This is a genomic window from Spirulina sp. LEGE 11439, assembly GCF_059821285.1.
In genome coordinates this window covers 1-17,759 of sequence record NZ_JCAMRX010000031.1, presented here as the reverse complement: position 1 = coordinate 17,759, position 17,759 = coordinate 1, and the positions used below count along the sequence as shown (strand labels likewise).

The following is a 17,759-nucleotide window of genomic DNA, read 5'->3' as shown; positions in this document are numbered from 1 at the left end:
GAGCCGACCCCTCTCGCATTAAAATGGTTTGTTATAACCAAATTGGTACGATCGCAAATTGGGAGTGCGCCCCGTGAAATTTCCTTGGCATTTGCTCGGTTTATTGACTACAGTATTTGTTGCTTTACCTGTTAAAGCAGTACCTGTATTCTCTGAAGATATCGATCGCTTCATCCTCGCTCAAGCTATTGACAATCTCGACGAACAATTGCAAATGCCGTCGATTCACTTACGTCCCGGCAATACCCAGCAAGGAAGCGATCGCAATGAAGGAGATTTGCTCTTGCGGTTGGGGGGACAGTCCTACACAAAAGGCGATCGCGAAAAAGCGATCGCTCAATGGTTGCAAGCCTTAAATTATTATGAAAGCGTGGGGGATATGAAGGCGATCGGTACGACTTACGATTATTTAGGGGTAACATTTGCTGAAGTCGGACGCTATGCCGAAGCTGAAAATGTTTTGCGCCGTCGTTTGGCCATTGCCCGCAATTTACAAGATTTTCGCGGACAAATTCGCGGCTTAAATAATCAAGGAAATATTCTTTTAACCAATGGCAATCCTGTCGGTGCGATGGCTAGTTTTACCGAAGCCCTCGAACTTTCTCGCCGCGTCAGTTCTCAAGAAGGAGAAGGGTTAAGTTTGAGTGGCTTGGGTTTAGCATCGGCTTATCAGGGTCAGTACGAAGCCGCTGTTAAATATTACAAACGCGCCCATTTATTGCGCCGTCGTTTTGGTAATTATGCCGGTCAAGCCAATACCCTAAATAATTTAGGAGATGCTTATGCTGCCCTCGGACAAGACGATCTCGCAGTAGCGGAATATCGCTTGGCGCGTTGGTTATCGCGAGAAGGACGAGATATGAAAAATCTGTTCCGTTCTTTGCGAGGTTTAGCAACTTCTTATGGTAAAATTAATGAGTATAGTGCGGCATTTCAATCGTTAGATTGGTGGGTTTATCTGGCACGAAACGAAAAGGATTTAGAACAAGAATTAGCAGGCTTATCAATGTATGCTCGTTACAATGATGCTGTTGGGCGTTGGGATAAAGCGATCGCTTTTTATGAAAATGCGATCGCCATCGCGCAAAGACTTAATGACGAACAATCTTTAGGACAATTGCAAAACGAACTCTCTCAAGTTATTTATAATTATCCGTTTGGCAGACTGCGATCGCAATACTAAAATAGTTAGAGCAGTGCATTGCTACTATTCGAGGGACGAGATCAAGTGACAGAATTACCAGACTGGGAAAGGCTGAAAAAATCGTTAACCATCGAAGCAGAGCGGGGTTTTGGCGACCTACAGGGCAAACAATACCGCTTCAGCGAATTTATGGCGCTCAGTTTTCGCAAACCCTTACCCATTACTGTCGGAACCCCCGTGCAGCGCCGTCGGTGGAAGAAAATGTCCGAGGAATTTGTCATTTATCCCCAATGCGATCGCAACCAAAGAGAAACTCTGATCGCCCTCGCCCTACACTTTATCCAAGACCTCCAGAAGAGCGCTAAAGCAACTCCATCTCCCTCAAGCTCAAAATCAAGTCAACCTCAATCCTTGCGGGTTAAAGAGCCGCAAGATAGCCTTAGCAGCCAAGTTTTAACGCTCGATACACTCCTCAAAACCTTACCGGAGATTCAACAGCGCGGCAGTGCTTCCGCTTTAATGCGCCTAAACTTAAATACCGTGCGAGATATTCTCTTTTATTATCCGAGAGATCATATCGATTATGCCCACCAATCCAATATTGCCGAATTAGTAGCTGGGGAAACCGTAACGATCGTGGGGACAATTAAAAGCTGTACTTGTTTCACCAGTCCGAAAAATAAGAAACTGACGATTTTAGATATTAAATTACGCGATCGCACGGGACAAATTAAACTCAATCGTTTCTTTTTTGGTCCTCGCTTTAGCAATCGAGGATGGCAAGAAAAGCAAAAAAGAACCTATCCCTCGGGAGCGATCGCGGCAGCATCAGGACTGGTTAAAAAGAATAAATATGGAGTCACTTTAGACAATCCCGAAATTGAAATTCTCGATAGTCCCGGATCGCAAATCGAATCTCCTAATATCGGTCGTGTTTTACCAGTCTATCCTCTGACAGAAGGAGTTTCTGCGGATGTCATCAGACGAGCAGTTTTAGCGGCACTTCCTGCTTGCGATCGTCTTGAAGATCCGCTCCCCAATTATATCAAACAACAATACGGATTGTTCGATTTAAAAAAAGCCATTGCTAATATTCATTTTCCCAGTGACGCTGAAGCCTTAGCTCATTCTCGTCGCCGTTTAGTTTTTGATGAATTCTTTTATTTACAATTGGGTTTTCTTCAGCGTCGTCAACAACAAAAACAAACGCAAAACAGTGCAGTTTTTGCTACCGCCGGAGAACTTTTCGATCGCTTTCAAACAATCTTACCGTTTGAATTAACCAATGCTCAAAAACGAGTTGTGAGCGATATTTTACAAGACTTAAACTCAGCAACTCCGATGAATCGCTTAGTACAAGGCGATGTGGGATCGGGAAAAACAATTGTTGCTGTATTTTCCATTTTAGCCGCCATTCAATCTGGTTATCAAGCGGCATTAATGGCACCAACAGAAGTTTTAGCAGAGCAGCATTATCGTAAATTAGTCAACTGGTTTAATTTACTACATTTACCTGTCGATTTGCTTACCGGTTCTACCAAAGTTCGCAAACGCAGAGAAATTCACGGTCATTTATTTACTGGAGAACTGCCTTTATTAGTAGGGACTCATGCCTTAATTGAAGACCCCGTAAAGTTTCGCCATTTGGGTTTAGTGGTCATTGACGAACAGCATCGCTTTGGCGTTCATCAACGCGCCAAATTGCTGGCAAAAGGTGAATCTCCTCATGTTTTAACCATGACAGCAACCCCCATCCCTCGCACCTTATCATTAACCTTACATGGGGATTTAGATGTTTCTCAAATCGATGAATTACCTCCCGGAAGACAACCCATTCAAACAACGGCATTAGTTGGCAAACAACGACAACAGGCTTACGATTTAATTCGTCGAGAAGTCGTTCAAGGAAGACAGGCTTATATTATTTTTCCTTTAGTGGAAGAATCGGAAAAATTAGACGCTCGGGCAGCAGTTCAAGAAAGCGAACATTTACAAGAAAAAGTTTTTCCAGAGTTTAATGTGGGACTCCTACACGGTCGCCTAAGTTCGGCTGAAAAAGATGAAATTTTAAATCAATTTCGCGAGAATGAAGTACAGATTATTGTTTCAACAACAGTGATTGAAGTTGGGGTCGATGTTCCTAATGCAACAGTGATGTTGATTGAAAATGCCGAGCGATTTGGACTCTCTCAATTACACCAATTAAGAGGGCGAGTCGGACGAGGTGTGCATCAGTCTTATTGCTTGCTAATGAGTAGTTCTAAAAGTTCAGATTCTCGTCAGCGTTTAAGTGTTTTGGAACAGTCTCAAGATGGATTCTTTATCTCAGAAATGGATTTGCGCTTTCGGGGACCGGGGGAAGTTTTAGGGACAAAACAATCGGGATTAGCTGACTTTGCACTGGCGAGTTTGGTGGAAGATCAAGAGGTTTTAGTCTTGGCGAGAGATGCCGCCGAAAAAATCATTATTGCAGATGAGAGTTTAGGTGAAACGTCTTCGTTAAAACGAGAGTTAGAGGCACGCTATCAAAAAATGATGGGAGGGACGATTTTAACGTAAACTTTAAGGAATGATGGGAGGGACGATTTTAACGTAAACTTTAAGGAAAGATATAATAAAAATAACGTATTTGGGAACAATAGCTCTTAAATCTATAAACAAATGAAATTTTTGTACTTAAGATTGCTGAAAAAATTAACGAATTTGCTTTACCAGCAAACAATTGTTCTTTTATTTCTCTTACTCGCGATCGGGTCTTTGGTTCCGTAGTTGCTGGAGTTATTGAATGATTACATATTGGTTATTAGGGAAGAAAAGAGGAAAATAATCAAACTGCCTATTTTCCCAATCCGTCAAATTTTATCAACTTTTCTCTATTGTGGAATGTTCCCAGATTTGTCAAGCTAGAACGTAAAGCTACAGCACCCAGGTCCCAAACTATGTACGTTGAAGAATTATACGAAGTTCTCAAACAAACCAATATCGGGAAAAATCTCTCTTTAGAAGAAGTTGGCCAACTCCGAGAAGCAGGCAATTTAGCCAACTTTAAAGCCAATGATATTTTGATGCGTCAAGGAGACAAGAGCGATTCTATTTTGGTACTGTTACACGGAGAAGCAGAAATTCTCAAGGAATCCGAGAACAATTCTCCCAAACACATTCGCGATGTCGGACGCGGTGATGTTTTAGGCGAATTAGGTGTGATTATGAAAACACCTCGCAGTTGTACCATTCGTGCCAAAACAGCAATGATGGCATTTGCGATCGCGCGATCGGCGTTTGAAAAATTGATGTCCGACGGGAGTAGTATCGGCAATAAATTATCCCTGCATATCGCTCGCGTCATTGGCAACCGGATGCAATTACTCACCGATGAAGTTTTCAATCTCTTGCAGCAAAATGATTCTTTATTAGACTCCATTGAGAAATTACGCAGTTCTTCTTCTCAACAAGAACTCGAACAGTTGCGATCGACCTTACTCGAACGAGCAGAACATTTAAGACATAATAATCTAAAAGTTAAAAAACAACTCTTCAATCTCAATTCAGAAATCAAACAAGCTAAAATTGCCCGCAAGGGAGCGCAATTTATGGTATTAATGGCCGTTGGTGGGTTTATGGCGTTAATTGGTGCTTATCTATTGGGAGCATATTATCGAACGACCCCCGAATTATCCCAAAATCAATCTTATCCCACGATTATTCCCTATATTAACGATCCTGAAACTTGCGACAAAAGGGGAAGTTATTGGATTGAAGATCAATGCTGGGATTACGAACACAGTCGAGAATTTTAAACAGTTACCCGTTACCCTTTACCTATTGAAGAAGAGAAAATTTACTCTCTAAGCGATCGTTAATTTTGCGGAAATCCCTGCTGATTTGGCGTATAAAGAAGGGAATCCCACGACAGTGAAGAGAATTCCTGTGTTAGAGTGGGCATAATGCACCCTCCCCGTCAGCACGATATAAAACCTATGGTATTTACAAAACGCGGGCTAGTCCTTGGCGCAACGGCAGTCGTTTTAACCACAGTAGCGGTAACAGGAGCGGGAATCCACCTGTCCAAGAGTCAAGCCTTTTTTAGCGAAAGTCCGAAGGAACTGGTCGATGAAGTTTGGCAAATTATTAATCGCCAATATGTCGATGCGACCTTCAATCAGGTTGATTGGCGATCGCTCCGCACTGAATATCTCGAGCGCAGTTACACCGACCCAGAACAGGCTTATGAAGCCATTCGGGAAATGTTGGGGAAACTTGAAGACCCCTACACCCGCTTCATGGATCCCAAAGAGTTTCAGAATATGCAGATCGACACCTCTGGAGAGTTGACGGGGGTTGGAATTCAAATCGCAAAGGATGAAGAAAGCGATCGCCTAATCGTCGTTTCTCCGATTGAAGAAAGTCCGGCTTTTGAAGCAGGAATTTTGGCTAAAGATATTATTACAAAAATTGACGGCCGCGATACTTTGGGAATGGAGGTCAATGAAGCCGTTCAACTCATTCGCGGCGAACGCGGTACCGAAGTGACCCTAACGATTCAACGTGGAGTGGATCAGATCGATTATCCCATTACCCGGGACAAAATTGAAATTCATCCAGTGCGATCGCGGGTGGAAGAGACCAATTTAGGGCCGGTGGGTTATATTCGCCTTAATCAGTTTAATGCCAATGCCTCGCGGGATATGCGGAAAGCAATCCAAAAGTTGGAAGGAGAGGGGATCGTCGGTTATGTTTTGGATTTACGTTCCAATCCGGGTGGGTTATTGAATGCCAGTATTGAAATTGCGAGAATGTGGCTCAAGGAAGGGACGATCGTGTCTACAGTCGATCGCCAAGGAGAGCAAGACCGGAAACAGGCTCAGAATAAGGCTTTGACGGATAAGCCGTTAGTGGTTTTGGTGGATGGCGGTTCGGCCAGTGCTAGCGAAATTCTGTCGGGTGCATTACAAGATAACCAACGAGGATTGTTAGTAGGAACTCAAACTTTTGGTAAGGGTTTAGTCCAATCGGTACGACCTCTGAGCGATGGTTCTGGGTTGGCGGTAACGATCGCTAAATATTTAACCCCAAGTGGTCGCGATATCAATAAGGCTGGAATTACCCCTGATGTGATTCACGAAATGTCAGAAGAGGAGCGCAAGCAATTGCAAGCGAATATTACCAATTTGGGGACATTACAAGATCCGCAATTTAGTAAGGCGATCGATGTTTTAGGAGAGACTCTTGCGGGAGGAGGAACATTTCCGGTTGAAGCGATCGCTCAATAAAAATAGGCGGTCGGATTTCTCAGATAAGCGATTTTTTCAATTAGCGATCGGACGGCCTTTATGTCCGTCCTTTTTCATGTTCTCGCATTTACTTTAATATGTATCATTCATATCAAGTAGTATCGTGCTGAATTTCTCTAACATTGCTTATTCTCTAACATTACTTGTTCTTAAAAATTCACTTTTCTCAAGAAATCGTTTCGTAATGTTCTACCTCTGGAAACGGATCGTAATAATGATGCAAAAGTTGTTTCCATTCTTGATATTCAGGAGAATTGCGAAACCCTTCGGTATGATCTTCAAGAGTTTCCCAATTGACCATCAAAATATAACGCGATCGCTTTTCAAGACAGCGTTTTAACTCATGATTGATATAACCTTTCATTGATGAGATAATCGCACTAGCCTTGCTAAAATCATTTTGAAAATTACGCTCTTGACCCGGAATAATATCAAGTATAGCAACTTCTAAAATCATGGTTAACTGATAACTGATAACTGATAACTGATAACTGAAAAAATGACTCCTCAATGGAACAATTTACTCAAAAATATTGGCGAATGGCAAGGATCGTTTAGCAAGTTCTCTCCGGAAGGAGAACAATTAAATAATATTCCCAGCACTCTAATTCTGGAAGGATTGCAAGACAATAAAGCCATGCGCTTAACTCTAAATCGCTTCCCAAAAGATAAACCTCCTTACGAATTTAAAAGCGAATTCTCTTCGCTTAGTCGCAGTATGCTCGTTTTTGAAGATGGGGCATTTTCTAAAGGCTCAATGCAATGGAGTCCCGTCAGTGAATTTGGAGGAGAATTTGGCTTGAAAACAGAGAATGAGCGCTTGCGTCTGGTGCAATTATATACCCATGATAGTCAGTTGCGAAGTATTACTTTAATTCGTGAAAAATTAGCCAGAACAAGTCCAAAGGAACGACCTTTATTAACCCCAGAACAATTAATCGGAGAATGGCAAGGAGAAGCGATCGCATTATACCCAGATTGGCGAGAAGAGCGGATGACGACTCATCTCAAAATTGCCAAAATAAGCAGCGATCGCCTTTCACAAACTCTCAGTTTTGGCACGGGATCGACGGCAAAAACATTGCGATCGACAGCCAGAATAGACGGATCGATGCTTCATTTTGAAGACAGCGAACAACCTTATCAAATTCTCCTTTTACCCAATGGTGCATCTTCTAATTGTCCTAAATCTATTACTCCTCGCCAAGGATTTGTTTTAGAATTAGGCTGGTTGGTGAACCCAGAATTGAGATTGCGCCTCATTCGCAGTTATAGCGATCGCGGAGAATGGATAAATTCAACCTTAGTCCGCGAGAAAAAATTGTAGGGACATAAAATGCTATGTCCCTACCCAAAATATTGAGATTGAAAAACTCGATAATCTTAGATTTTCCGAGAATAATACTCAACCACAAGGAGTTCGTTAATTTGGAGGGCGATCCATTCGCGATCGATAATCCCGTTAACTTTTCCTGTCATGTTTTCCTTGTCATATTCTAAATGACTGGGAATGTTTGCCAGTCCGGGGAATTCCATATTGGTTTGTACTAAACCGCGAGAACTCGGGCGATTTCTCACCTTAATAACATCTCCCGGACGACATTGGTAACTAGCAATATTGACCACGCGATCGTTAACAGTGAGATGACCGTGGTTGACCAACTGCCGCGCCCCCGGAATCGTTCCCGCCATTCCCAGACGAAATACAGTATTATCGAGACGCATCTCTAATAATTGCAGTAACTTTTCTCCCGTGGATCCTGTTGTCCGACGGGCTTTTAACATATAGCGCATTAACTGCTTTTCCGATACGCCATAGTTAAAGCGCAGTTTTTGTTTTTCTTCAAGACGAATGGCATATTCCGATCGCTTGCGTCGGTTTTGGCCGTGTTGTCCGGGGGGATAGGCGCGACGGGCGCTTTTACGAGTTAAACCGGGTAACTCTCCCAAGCGACGGACGATCCGCAAGCGCGGTCCTCTATAACGAGACATTTATTTTCTTACTCCTGTTTGGATTTAAAGTTCAGGATTGAAGTTCGCGCTTAACAGTTATCAGTGAAGACCATTATCTGTTAATCGCGATCGGGTGTTGACTGTATTGAGCCTAAATTTTTACCCGAACTAACGATTGTACACCATCAAGGGAATGAGATCGCTATTTTTGCTCATTTTTCACCGTTAACTGTTCGCTGTTCACAGTTAACTGATAATTGATTTGTCTGAGAATTCCGCGTAGAAGTGCCACTTCTTCAGACCCAAGCATGGCACGGTTGTAGAGCATGCGGAATTTTTCCATCCGCGCTTTGGCCGTATGGGGATAAATATAGCCAATTTTCAATAAGATTTCTTCTAGATTTTGATAATATCCTTCTAATTCTTCCAGAGAAGCCATTGAAACAGAATGGACGGGTTTTAAATGTCCTTTATTTTGCGAGGCTTTGTAAAGTTCGTAAGTACAAACCGTTACAGCTTGCGCTAAATTTAAGGAGGAATATTCAGAGTTTGCGGGAATGCCTAAAAAGCGCTGAGCATAATTCATTTCTTCATTACTCAGTCCGCGATCTTCGCGTCCAAAAATTAAAGCCGCATCGGTATTTTCTGCTAATAACCAAGGTAAAACCCGATCGGGGGGTTCGAGAGGAATGGGTAAACTGCGATCGACTCCAGTGGTCGCGATCGCGCGGTGACAGCCTTTGAGGGCTTCGGGAAGACTGTGAACAATTTGTGCCTTTGCCAAGATATCATCCCCTCGTACCGCCATTAACTTCGCTTCTCGACTCTGGCGATCGCAGCGAGGGTTCACCAAGATTAACTGAGATAATCCCATATTTTTCATAATTCGTGCCACCGAGCCGACATTAAGCGCCCCAGCAGGTTCAACTAAAATAATTCTAATTTTTTCTAAGGTCATAGATCGTAGATAATAAGCATCAGATTTTCCAAATCGCGATCGCTTTATCGCCACTTCCCGTGGCCACAAAACGACCATCCGGACTGATCGCAAAATAATTAATATGATGTTGATATCCAGTTAAGGTATAAATTTCCGTCCCTGTCACAAGATTCCAAAACTTAATCGTGCGATCGGCACTGCTACTGGTTAACGTCGTCCCATCTTGGCTGATTTCCACACTATTGACATAATTAGTATGATTTAAAATATACTTCTCATCTCCCGTTTTCAACTGCCAGACTCGAATCGAATTATCGGCACTCGCACTCACTAAAATTTCCCCATCGGGACTGATCGCCAGATCGTTAATAAAACCCGTATGTCCCTTTAGAGTCTCAAGTTCTTCCCCGGTATTCAAATCCCAAATTTTAATCGTTTTATCCGCACCGCCACTCGCTAACGTTTTCCCATTGGGACTAATCGCGATCGCATTAATAAAACTCGAATGACCGATGAGGGAATACAAATTTTCTCCTGTTTTTAGATTCCACACTTTCAAGCTCTCATCGGCACTGCCACTCACTAAAGTTTCACCATCAGAACTAATGGCCAAAGCATTCACAAAACCCGAATGACCTTGCAAGACATGCAGCATTTTTCCAGTTTCTAAATTCCAAATTCTAATCGTTTTATCGGCTCCCGTACTCACCAAAATTTGTCCGTCTGGACTCATGACCACGGTATCAACAAAACTTTTATGTCCGCGTAAAGTCTTCGCCAGTTTTCCAGTCTCTAAATTCCAAATTCTAATCGTTTTATCTGCACTCGCTCCGATTAAAAAATTGCCATCAAAAGTTATCGTCAGCGCATTAACAAAACTGGTCGATCCTGTGAGAGTTTGCAATAATTTTCCAGTTTCTAACTCCCAGACTTTAATTGTTTTATCGGCACTGGCACTAATTAATAACCGACTATCGGGGCTGATTTTTAAATCATTAACAAAACTCGTATGTCCCGTGAGGGTTCTTGAGATGGCGATACGATTTTCCTGTAGTATTTTCTCTTCTTCTGTCTGTGAAGGTTCAACATATTGATAAGCGTACCAACTGCCATATCCTCCCACAACGAATAAGCCAGTAATAATCAAGCTCAATAGCCATTTAGAAGGTTGAGATTGCCTCGTCTCCACTTCTTGAGGAATCGTGGGGCTGTCTGGGGTCAATTGAATTTTAGTGGCGGGAATGCGCTCGATTTGAGTCGAGGTTCGATTGCGGGAAGAACCCTGTTGTAAGCGAGCGATCGTCTCTAAAATTTCTGCGGTATCTCGAGGGCGATCGATAGCGCGATAGGCCATAAGGCGATCGATAAAATCGACAAATTCAGAGGAAATATCCGACGCAAATCTACGCCAATAAAATTCATTGGTATAGGGGTCGTAGATGTCTTTATCCTCGAGTTGTTTGCCCGTGAGTAAGTAAATAAAAGTTCGTCCCAGGGCATAAAAATCCGATTGAGGAACCGCGCGACCCTGTTGCTGTTCTGGAGGAGTATAACCCGCAGAACTGACCTTAGTCACATTTCCCGAATGCCCCATTCTGGCTAAATAGGTATAGGTCATTTCCCGCGCCGTGCCAAAATCAATGAGAACCAGTTGCCCCGTAGAACGAAGCATAATATTTTGCAGTTTAATATCGCGATGAAAATAATTTTTTCGGTGAACGAGATGGAGAATTCCGGTAATCTGTTGCAGCCAATCTAGAGCCTGTTTTTCGTTAATTAATAGGTTGCCCTGTTGTAACATCCACTCTTTTAAATTTGGCCCGTCTATTTTTTCCATAATGAAACAGTGGACGGGTTCGGAGCGATCGCGGGGAAAATATTGGAAATAGCCTTGGGCATCAATTTTGGGAATTCCGGGGTGATCCAGTTGACTCAAAACCGTTGCTTCTTGCACAAAAAGTTCGACCGCTTTGGCATTACTGTTGTGCCGTTGTTTGAGGGTTTTGAGAATTTTGATAACTTGGCCGTCTCGAACTTCATAAATATTGGCAAAACCGCTACTATCGCTCAGCAAACTGACCACTCGATAGCGATCGAGCAGTAGTAATTGTGAACCACACTGGCGACATAAAGGACTATCGGCGTTGGTTGGGTCTTCGGGATACAGACAATGAGGATTGATGCAGTAGCTCATGGATAGCTACAAAAAAGTATTATTCCTACTTTGACACTCTCGCCGTCAAATCGAAAATTCTGACGGAAGATTCTTGTTTCATTGGGTTTGTCTAGTCCCAAGTCATCAAAAGCTCTCTCGACGTGTGAGACGCAATTCTGTCTTGAAACCCCGTCCAGATTCCCCTCCACAAGCATTTGTTTAACGTCTACTGACTGCCCGGCAGCAGACAACAAAATCAGTTTGACCAAACCAGTTTTTTGTTGTGGCTTCTACATTCTTAGACTATGCCGCCCCTGCTTATCAGGTACTTCTTTTTGGTCGGACATTCTAACTGGCGAGAACCACCAATCTTGCCTCTCTTGGCACACTGAGGTGCTTTGGCTCTTTGATTCTACCACAAACCTTGGTTTGTGGTGTCTTCCTTTGACTGAGTTGACTTATTGGCAAAAATTCATCTCGTCGCTAACTTAATTTAGTGTCGCGGGAATCCTCTTTTTGCATTTTTAAGGTAGGGATTGAGAATTAGGGAACGACTTAATTGATTGACTCGCAGAATAAATTATAGGGGGCTAGATACATCAAGCGAAGATTTTTTTATCTTTCGGCCTCCTCGATCGCAGCTTGAGGACGAACTTGTAAGCGGTAACTGCCCCGATCTTGACTGTCGTATCCGTTGACAAAGATGTAATAAATCCCATCATAAGGCAGGGTAATCGACAAACTCGAGTTTTGATTGCCCTCGCTAACATCGTCATTTTGGCCGAGAACATCTCGTTTTTCATTGAGGAAGGCTAAAAAGGGATCGAAATCCGTACTTTCCAAACTAATGATAATTTTTTGTCCGGCTCTGCCCGAAAACTTATATTCGTCGTATAAGCTACCATCTTCGGGATAGACCAGATCGCCATCTGCCAATTGTCCGTTTTCAAAAACGAGAATTTCCGATTCTGGGGGTTGGGGATTGCCAAAATCGGGAGGAGGTGTGATGGGCGGGAGAGGAAGGGGATTGGGATTGCTATCATCGTAGGTCCCGGCGTAACTAATTGCACAAGCAATTTTACGATTGGGATGATTATTGCAAGCAACACCACTGACGCGAAAATCGAGATTAAAAATCTTATTGCGGCTGTTGCGATTGGGATCGCCATCATTGAGGATGAGCATCATAACAATCGTACTGGCATTTTCTGCGCCATAGCTGAGATTTTCTGCTGCCCCACCGCCAAATGTTCCATATTTGCCGAGTCGTTCCGCGAATCCGAGTCCATCGCTACCGGTATGCCCTTCTTCTCCCGATTGCCCTTGATCCAAAACGAGATCTCTGACCCCGCGATACATTCCTTCAGACCGGAGGAAGGGGAACAGAGGGCGCTGCGATCGCAAATACAGAATGGCTTCATCGAGAGCAGCAACACCTTCTTGCGTCTCAAAAGGGTCTTCACCGGGTAAATTGAGGGTATTGCCATTAAAGAATCGTCTCTGTCGTCCCAACCAATCGGCATAAGAATTAGGATTGGTTCTAGCACGATTCATTTCGCTCACGATCGCGGCTTCCAATGTCGAAAACTGTTCTGTTTCTGGAGGATTGGCCTCTTGTTGAGCGATCGGGGAGATAACCGGATCTGAAGCAGCATCCGTTTTAGAGGACAACGGAGAAACCGCCGCGACAGAGTGAGGAAGGATTAAGGTAGAGAGGAGCGCGATCGCGCCAGATCGAATCAGGTTCATAAACGTATTGATAAACTTACCGAGAAAGACTTCAATAAATTTGAGAATGCCGATAGCTGGAAATCGAGTTAGGGTACAATCGGAAAAATATATATGAATCCTGTTGAGGATTATAGCGACTTTTGGGAGGAAGTTTTCATCAATGGCCGAATATCAAAAGATCGAATACTGTATCGGCAAGGATGGCAAAATTACAGAAACAGTTCTAGAGGGTGTTTCTGGAGAACAATGCCTAGAACTCACCCGGGAAATTGAAGATCGTTTAGGTGAGGTCGATCATCGCGAACTCTTGCCGGAACACGAGCAAGCGTCCCAAACTCTCATAGAAGTGCAGGGACAAACTCAATTGCTCCAATCATAACAATTTGCAATGGGACGACTTTTAAATTGTTCGCTCATTGTTTAACTTTTCATTTTTTACGGGCTGAGGGTGATGGTAGAAGAACCCAATCTTTTTTTGTTTGGTCTGGTATTGTGGTTGGGCGGAACTGTTTATTTGCTCGGCTTGCTGGGGGCGAAGAGGAGCGATCGAGACGATTTACTGGGGGAATGTGACTGGGATCCCCTACTGCGCGATCGCCTTAAAGGGGTGGCAATTTCCAGTTGGAATGCACTCCAGCGCAAAGCGGGTTTAACACCAAAACAAATGGAACAAGTCCGGCACGGTAAGCTGGAACGATTAACGTTGCAGGAATTGAGTCAACTCGCTCGCATTCTCAATTGGTCTCTCGAGGAACTCTTGCAAAATTATGGTTATTCTTTTCCTTCTTTGGGGGAAGCCTTTCAAGAGATTGCCAGATTGCACCAAAAATATCGCGATTTGCAACAAGAACGGGGTCGAGTCGAACAGGGATATCAAGAGCATCAATCGGCTTTAGAGGGGGCATCTCAACAAATTGCTCTCTTACAAGAACGTTACGAGAATTTGCAGCGAGACAAGCAAGCACAAAGCGATCGCTTGACCTCGGAATTGCAAGATGCGAGCGATCGCATCGAACAATTAGAAAAACAATGTCGGCGTTTGCGATCGGAGTTACAAGATAATCTCGATCGCATGAAGGAAGATATCAAGGAAGAAACCTTCGAGCAATTGCAAACCTTGATGATGAATTTTCCCACGGCTTGCATCATGGCAGAGGCAAAGCCCAGTTTACCCGCGAGAAATTTTATCGCCCTCTTTACCCCCCTACAAAATTTATTGCAAATTTGGGGGTACGAGTCTATTGGTACGGCATGGGAACAAGTGATTTTCGATCCTCAAATTCATCAAGCTGACAGCGATGATATTGTCGAAGGCGATCTGGTTTTCGTGCGTTTTGTCGGCTATCGAGAAGGCGATCGCATTCTCTGTCCGGCCAAAGTTAGCCGCAGTCTCCCCAAAACATAATTGTTCATTGTTCATTGAAATGGTTTCTGTTGCGATTGATTTTGGTACGAGTAACACGGTTGTTAGTATTATCGAACCCGATACCAATGCGCCGAAAACGTTGAGATTCGCACGAATTTCTCGCTTATTTAAAATGCTGGGAGAAGCTGGAGAAATTATTGATATTCCGGTTGTTCCCAGTTTGTTTTTTGTCAAAGGAAAAGAGGAGATTTTGATTGGGGAACGAGTGCGATCGCAGCGTTTGGGACTCTCGCAACCCCAGCGTTTTTTTAAGGGATTCAAGCGGGATTTAGTGGCAGATTTTCCCAGTCCTCCCAGAGCGATCGATGGGGCGAACTATAATGCACAATCAGTTTCAGAGCGCTTTTTGCAAATTTTATGGCAAAATTTGCAAAAATTAGAAATTGAACCCTCAGAGCTTATTTTTACCGTACCTGTAGGCTCGTTTGAACGCTATCTGGATTGGTTTAACGATTGGGGACAAAAGATAGGCGTAGATCGGGTTCGGTTTGTGGATGAATCGACTGCAGCCGCGTTAGGATATGCGATCGAAAATCCAAGTTCTTTGGTGTTAGTGGTCGATTTTGGCGGGGGAACTCTCGATTTGAGTTTGGTTCGTATTGACGCGACTGATGGGAATAAAGATATTTTTAAAGCACGAGTTTTAGCTAAATCTGATGCTTATTTAGGGGGTGAAGATGTTGATATCTGGATTGTTGAAGATTATTTGCGTCAAATGGGTTCCGATCGCGCCTCCGTAAGCGAGGTGGGTTGGCAAAATTTATTAGAAATTGGCGAACGTTTAAAAATTCAACTCTCGAAAGAAAATCGGGCTTCTGAAAGTTGGTTGGATGAAGAAACTTTTATGTCTTACGATCTGAGTTTGGATCGCGATCGCTTTGAGGAAATTTTAGAACGAAATCAATTACTCGAACAGTTACGAGAGGCACTCGATGAAGTGCTTAGTATCGGGTTAAGTAAGGGAATCAAAAAAAGCGAAATCGAACAAGTGTTACTTGTGGGGGGGAGTTGTTTGATTCCAGCAGTACAAAATCTAATTTTTTCTTATTTCGGGCGATCGCGGGTAAAATTGGGTAAACCTTTTGATGCAGTTTGTCATGGTGCTTTAGCCTTAAACAAGGTATCGGAAGTCAAGGACTACTTGCATCATAGTTATGTCATCCGTCTCTGGGAATCCTCCACAAAAACTCATTTTCACCATCCTTTATTTGCTCGCGGTAGCACCTATCCTTGCAAGTTAGAAGAACCCATTACTCTCCAAGTCGCTCAAAATGGACAGAAGGAAATTCGCCTTGATGTGGGAGAATTAGCCGAGTTAACGCGATCGACAATCGTTTACGATGATGCGGGTTTGATTTCCAGTCGCAAGCTCTCCTCTTATTCAGATTATCGTTCTTTAGAAACTCATCATCAAGAAGTTTGTATCGCACATTTAGAGCCACCGGGTCAACTCAAACAAGACCGTATTTCAGTTTGGTTTGAAGTGAATGAACAGCGCGTTTTATTAGCAACGGTTATCGATTTGTTAACCGATAAAATACTGGTGGAACGCAGTGCGATCGCAAAATTAAAATAACTGTCCCGTCAATTAATTTACGATTCTCTGAAAAATATAAATTTAGTTTAATTCAACTTTCTCATAATAATTTAATTTAATTATTTTACTTTTTATATTTAATGACTAATTCATCTTCATAGTCAAAAAGAGTTAAAGTCGCTTTAATTATATCAAACTTTGCCTTGCTATTTAAGTTTGTATTAATAAAATAAGTTTCATTGATTGCGGCAGAGCTCCTACATTGACTCGGATCTTTAGTAATACGCAGTTTTTGTTCTAAATCTGGAGAAAAGAATGTTTGAGGCTGTAAATCAAATAATTTTTTTATAACTTCTATATACAAGTCAGTAATATTAGATATTTTCAACTTGCGATCAAAAAATATAGCATATTCCAATTTTTTACGAGTGGGATCGCTAGCTTCAAAAATATTAACTTCGTCGAAATCTGTCTTTTCTTCAATCTCAACTTCTGGAAACACCCATATTTTCAAGAATCTTTCTTTAATAATTGCAAATCTTTTCTCAATTTCTTCCTTACCCCATCGATCGATCTCTGCCAAATAACGATTTAGCCACAGTCGGCTATATTTATAGCCTTGCTCTTTTCCTTCGATATTCATATCTCGTTTAGCAAGGAAAGGTTTGTTCCCCAGTTTTCCATTGTTTCCCGAAAGTGTTAGGTTAGCGATGGTATTTAAGTAGCTTTCTTTAATTAAATTATATTCTTCTGGTTCAATATCATTTTTCCATTGTGCATTTGGATTTTGAGGAAAAATATGTTCTATAGTAATATTACTATTTCCCTCTATTTTAACAAATTCTTTATTTTGGTGGTTTTCCAGTCTTTCCAAAAAGTAAGTTTTGTTTTTAGTTTGAATATTATACAGATCCTTTTCTTTCAGAGCATTGACAACTTCTGTATCTCGAGGGAATTTTTGATTTCCTTTTTTATTCACTAATGCAAATTGAATTGAACTTAAATAATTTTCAGGATCGACATCTTCGTAAAGGCGCATAAAAATTTTATTTAAGCCACCGGTAGGTAATCCTACGATAAAACGTCTCCATGCAAAAGATTGAATGAGTTCTAATACTTCAATAAATGTTACTTTGGAAATCAGATTGTTTGAATAATCATCATAAACTTTTAGCAAAAAAGGGTAAGAGACATTGATTTCTAATCGTTTGATATATTCTAAGTGGATTTGAATATCGCGATCGCTTTCATTAGCCGGGTTTAATAATTTGTTATAATACGTCACTAACTTTTTAATTGGTTTAAGATTATCTTCCAGTTTTTCAACCGTTAATGTAGGATATTTTGCTTTAAACTCTTGATAAACTTTACTTTTATTGGGAATCTTTTTATTCTCTAAAGTTAGATAATCTCTGATATAATCGGAAACCTTATTTTCACTCTTTTTTTCATCTTTTGCCAGTCGTTCGATCTGTTCCCAGTAGTTTTCATAAATTTTATTTTGAGACTTGCGATCGAGTCTCATTAAGATATAGCGTTTCTTGAACATATGAGGTACAATATGAGGGAAGAAAAAAATAGT

The 17,759-nt window shown here is 42.1% G+C and carries 14 protein-coding genes; 8 read left to right on the top strand and 6 right to left on the bottom strand.

All coding sequences use genetic code 11. The features are described 5' to 3' along the window. The first annotated feature begins 73 nt into the window (after window positions 1–73). The 4 genes from AC6RV6_RS19010 to ctpC all read left to right on the top strand — a co-directional run bounded on the left by AC6RV6_RS19010 (window position 74) and on the right by ctpC (window position 6,414). The gene (locus AC6RV6_RS19010) at window positions 74–1,183 is read left to right on the top strand and encodes a tetratricopeptide repeat protein (RefSeq protein ID WP_500242454.1); all 1,110 of its coding nucleotides are present in this window, start codon (window positions 74–76) and stop codon (window positions 1,181–1,183) included. Window positions 1,184–1,228: 45 nt separating this feature from the next. Further along, a complete protein-coding gene (recG, locus tag AC6RV6_RS19005; protein WP_500242453.1) occupies window positions 1,229–3,703 on the top strand; it encodes an ATP-dependent DNA helicase RecG in 2,475 nt (824 codons plus the stop codon). Window positions 3,704–4,083: 380 nt separating this feature from the next. Next, window positions 4,084–4,941 (top strand): cyclic nucleotide-binding domain-containing protein, encoded by an 858-nt coding sequence (locus AC6RV6_RS19000; RefSeq protein WP_500242452.1) that lies wholly within the window; start codon window positions 4,084–4,086, stop codon window positions 4,939–4,941. 180 nt (window positions 4,942–5,121) lie between these two features. Next, window positions 5,122–6,414 (top strand): carboxyl-terminal processing protease CtpC, encoded by a 1,293-nt coding sequence (gene ctpC / locus AC6RV6_RS18995; protein WP_500242451.1) that lies wholly within the window; start codon window positions 5,122–5,124, stop codon window positions 6,412–6,414. Window positions 6,415–6,601: 187 nt separating this feature from the next. Here ctpC and AC6RV6_RS18990 read toward each other — a convergent pair whose 3' ends face one another. Then, window positions 6,602–6,892 (bottom strand): antibiotic biosynthesis monooxygenase family protein, encoded by a 291-nt coding sequence (locus tag AC6RV6_RS18990; RefSeq protein WP_500242450.1) that lies wholly within the window; start codon window positions 6,890–6,892, stop codon window positions 6,602–6,604. Window positions 6,893–6,934: 42 nt separating this feature from the next. Between AC6RV6_RS18990 and AC6RV6_RS18985 the strand changes: the two genes are divergently transcribed. Further along, window positions 6,935–7,762, top strand: a complete 828-nt coding sequence (locus AC6RV6_RS18985; protein WP_500242449.1) for a DUF3598 family protein — start codon at window positions 6,935–6,937, stop codon at window positions 7,760–7,762. Window positions 7,763–7,818: 56 nt separating this feature from the next. Here AC6RV6_RS18985 and rpsD read toward each other — a convergent pair whose 3' ends face one another. The 4 genes from rpsD to AC6RV6_RS18965 all read right to left on the bottom strand — a co-directional run bounded on the left by rpsD (window position 7,819) and on the right by AC6RV6_RS18965 (window position 13,232). After that, a complete protein-coding gene (gene rpsD, locus AC6RV6_RS18980; RefSeq protein WP_500242448.1) occupies window positions 7,819–8,427 on the bottom strand; it encodes a 30S ribosomal protein S4 in 609 nt (202 codons plus the stop codon). A 163-nt stretch (window positions 8,428–8,590) separates the two neighbouring features. Beyond that, window positions 8,591–9,346, bottom strand: a complete 756-nt coding sequence (locus AC6RV6_RS18975; RefSeq protein ID WP_500242447.1) for an RNA methyltransferase — start codon at window positions 9,344–9,346, stop codon at window positions 8,591–8,593. A 19-nt stretch (window positions 9,347–9,365) separates the two neighbouring features. Continuing rightward, window positions 9,366–11,522 (bottom strand): protein kinase domain-containing protein, encoded by a 2,157-nt coding sequence (locus tag AC6RV6_RS18970; RefSeq protein WP_500242446.1) that lies wholly within the window; start codon window positions 11,520–11,522, stop codon window positions 9,366–9,368. 576 nt (window positions 11,523–12,098) lie between these two features. Continuing rightward, window positions 12,099–13,232 carry a pre-peptidase C-terminal domain-containing protein gene (locus AC6RV6_RS18965; RefSeq protein ID WP_500242445.1) on the bottom strand — a complete coding sequence of 378 codons (1,134 nt, stop codon included), beginning with the start codon at window positions 13,230–13,232 and terminating at the stop codon, window positions 12,099–12,101. Window positions 13,233–13,374: 142 nt separating this feature from the next. On the opposite strand from AC6RV6_RS18965, the gene AC6RV6_RS18960 reads away from it, so the two are divergent. The 3 genes from AC6RV6_RS18960 to AC6RV6_RS18950 all read left to right on the top strand — a co-directional run bounded on the left by AC6RV6_RS18960 (window position 13,375) and on the right by AC6RV6_RS18950 (window position 16,216). Continuing rightward, the gene (locus AC6RV6_RS18960) at window positions 13,375–13,593 is read left to right on the top strand and encodes a DUF2997 domain-containing protein (protein ID WP_500242444.1); all 219 of its coding nucleotides are present in this window, start codon (window positions 13,375–13,377) and stop codon (window positions 13,591–13,593) included. Window positions 13,594–13,665: 72 nt separating this feature from the next. Next, window positions 13,666–14,619, top strand: a complete 954-nt coding sequence (locus tag AC6RV6_RS18955) for a helix-turn-helix domain-containing protein (protein WP_500242443.1) — start codon at window positions 13,666–13,668, stop codon at window positions 14,617–14,619. 19 nt (window positions 14,620–14,638) lie between these two features. After that, on the top strand, window positions 14,639–16,216 hold the full coding sequence (locus AC6RV6_RS18950) for an Hsp70 family protein (protein ID WP_500242442.1): 1,578 nt from the start codon (window positions 14,639–14,641) through the stop codon (window positions 16,214–16,216). 85 nt (window positions 16,217–16,301) lie between these two features. Here the strand turns inward: AC6RV6_RS18950 and AC6RV6_RS18945 are convergent. Next, the coding region (locus AC6RV6_RS18945) for an HNH endonuclease family protein (protein ID WP_500242441.1) at window positions 16,302–17,759 on the bottom strand (1,458 nt) is incomplete at its 5' end.

What these genes read in the sequence shown, in the direction of transcription:
- AC6RV6_RS18985 (WP_500242449.1), top strand. Translation starts at nt 6,935, where the DNA reads ATGACTCCTCAATGGAACAATTTACTCAAAAATATTGGCGAATGGCAA.
- AC6RV6_RS18950 (WP_500242442.1), top strand. Translation starts at nt 14,639, where the DNA reads ATGGTTTCTGTTGCGATTGATTTTGGTACGAGTAACACGGTTGTTAGT.
- AC6RV6_RS18975 (WP_500242447.1), bottom strand. Translation starts at nt 9,346, where the DNA reads ATGACCTTAGAAAAAATTAGAATTATTTTAGTTGAACCTGCTGGGGCG.
- AC6RV6_RS18960 (WP_500242444.1), top strand. Translation starts at nt 13,375, where the DNA reads ATGGCCGAATATCAAAAGATCGAATACTGTATCGGCAAGGATGGCAAA.
- AC6RV6_RS18965 (WP_500242445.1), bottom strand. Translation starts at nt 13,232, where the DNA reads ATGAACCTGATTCGATCTGGCGCGATCGCGCTCCTCTCTACCTTAATC.
- AC6RV6_RS19000 (WP_500242452.1), top strand. Translation starts at nt 4,084, where the DNA reads ATGTACGTTGAAGAATTATACGAAGTTCTCAAACAAACCAATATCGGG.
- rpsD (WP_500242448.1), bottom strand. Translation starts at nt 8,427, where the DNA reads ATGTCTCGTTATAGAGGACCGCGCTTGCGGATCGTCCGTCGCTTGGGA.
- AC6RV6_RS18990 (WP_500242450.1), bottom strand. Translation starts at nt 6,892, where the DNA reads ATGATTTTAGAAGTTGCTATACTTGATATTATTCCGGGTCAAGAGCGT.
- ctpC (WP_500242451.1), top strand. Translation starts at nt 5,122, where the DNA reads ATGGTATTTACAAAACGCGGGCTAGTCCTTGGCGCAACGGCAGTCGTT.
- AC6RV6_RS18970 (WP_500242446.1), bottom strand. Translation starts at nt 11,522, where the DNA reads ATGAGCTACTGCATCAATCCTCATTGTCTGTATCCCGAAGACCCAACC.
- AC6RV6_RS18955 (WP_500242443.1), top strand. Translation starts at nt 13,666, where the DNA reads ATGGTAGAAGAACCCAATCTTTTTTTGTTTGGTCTGGTATTGTGGTTG.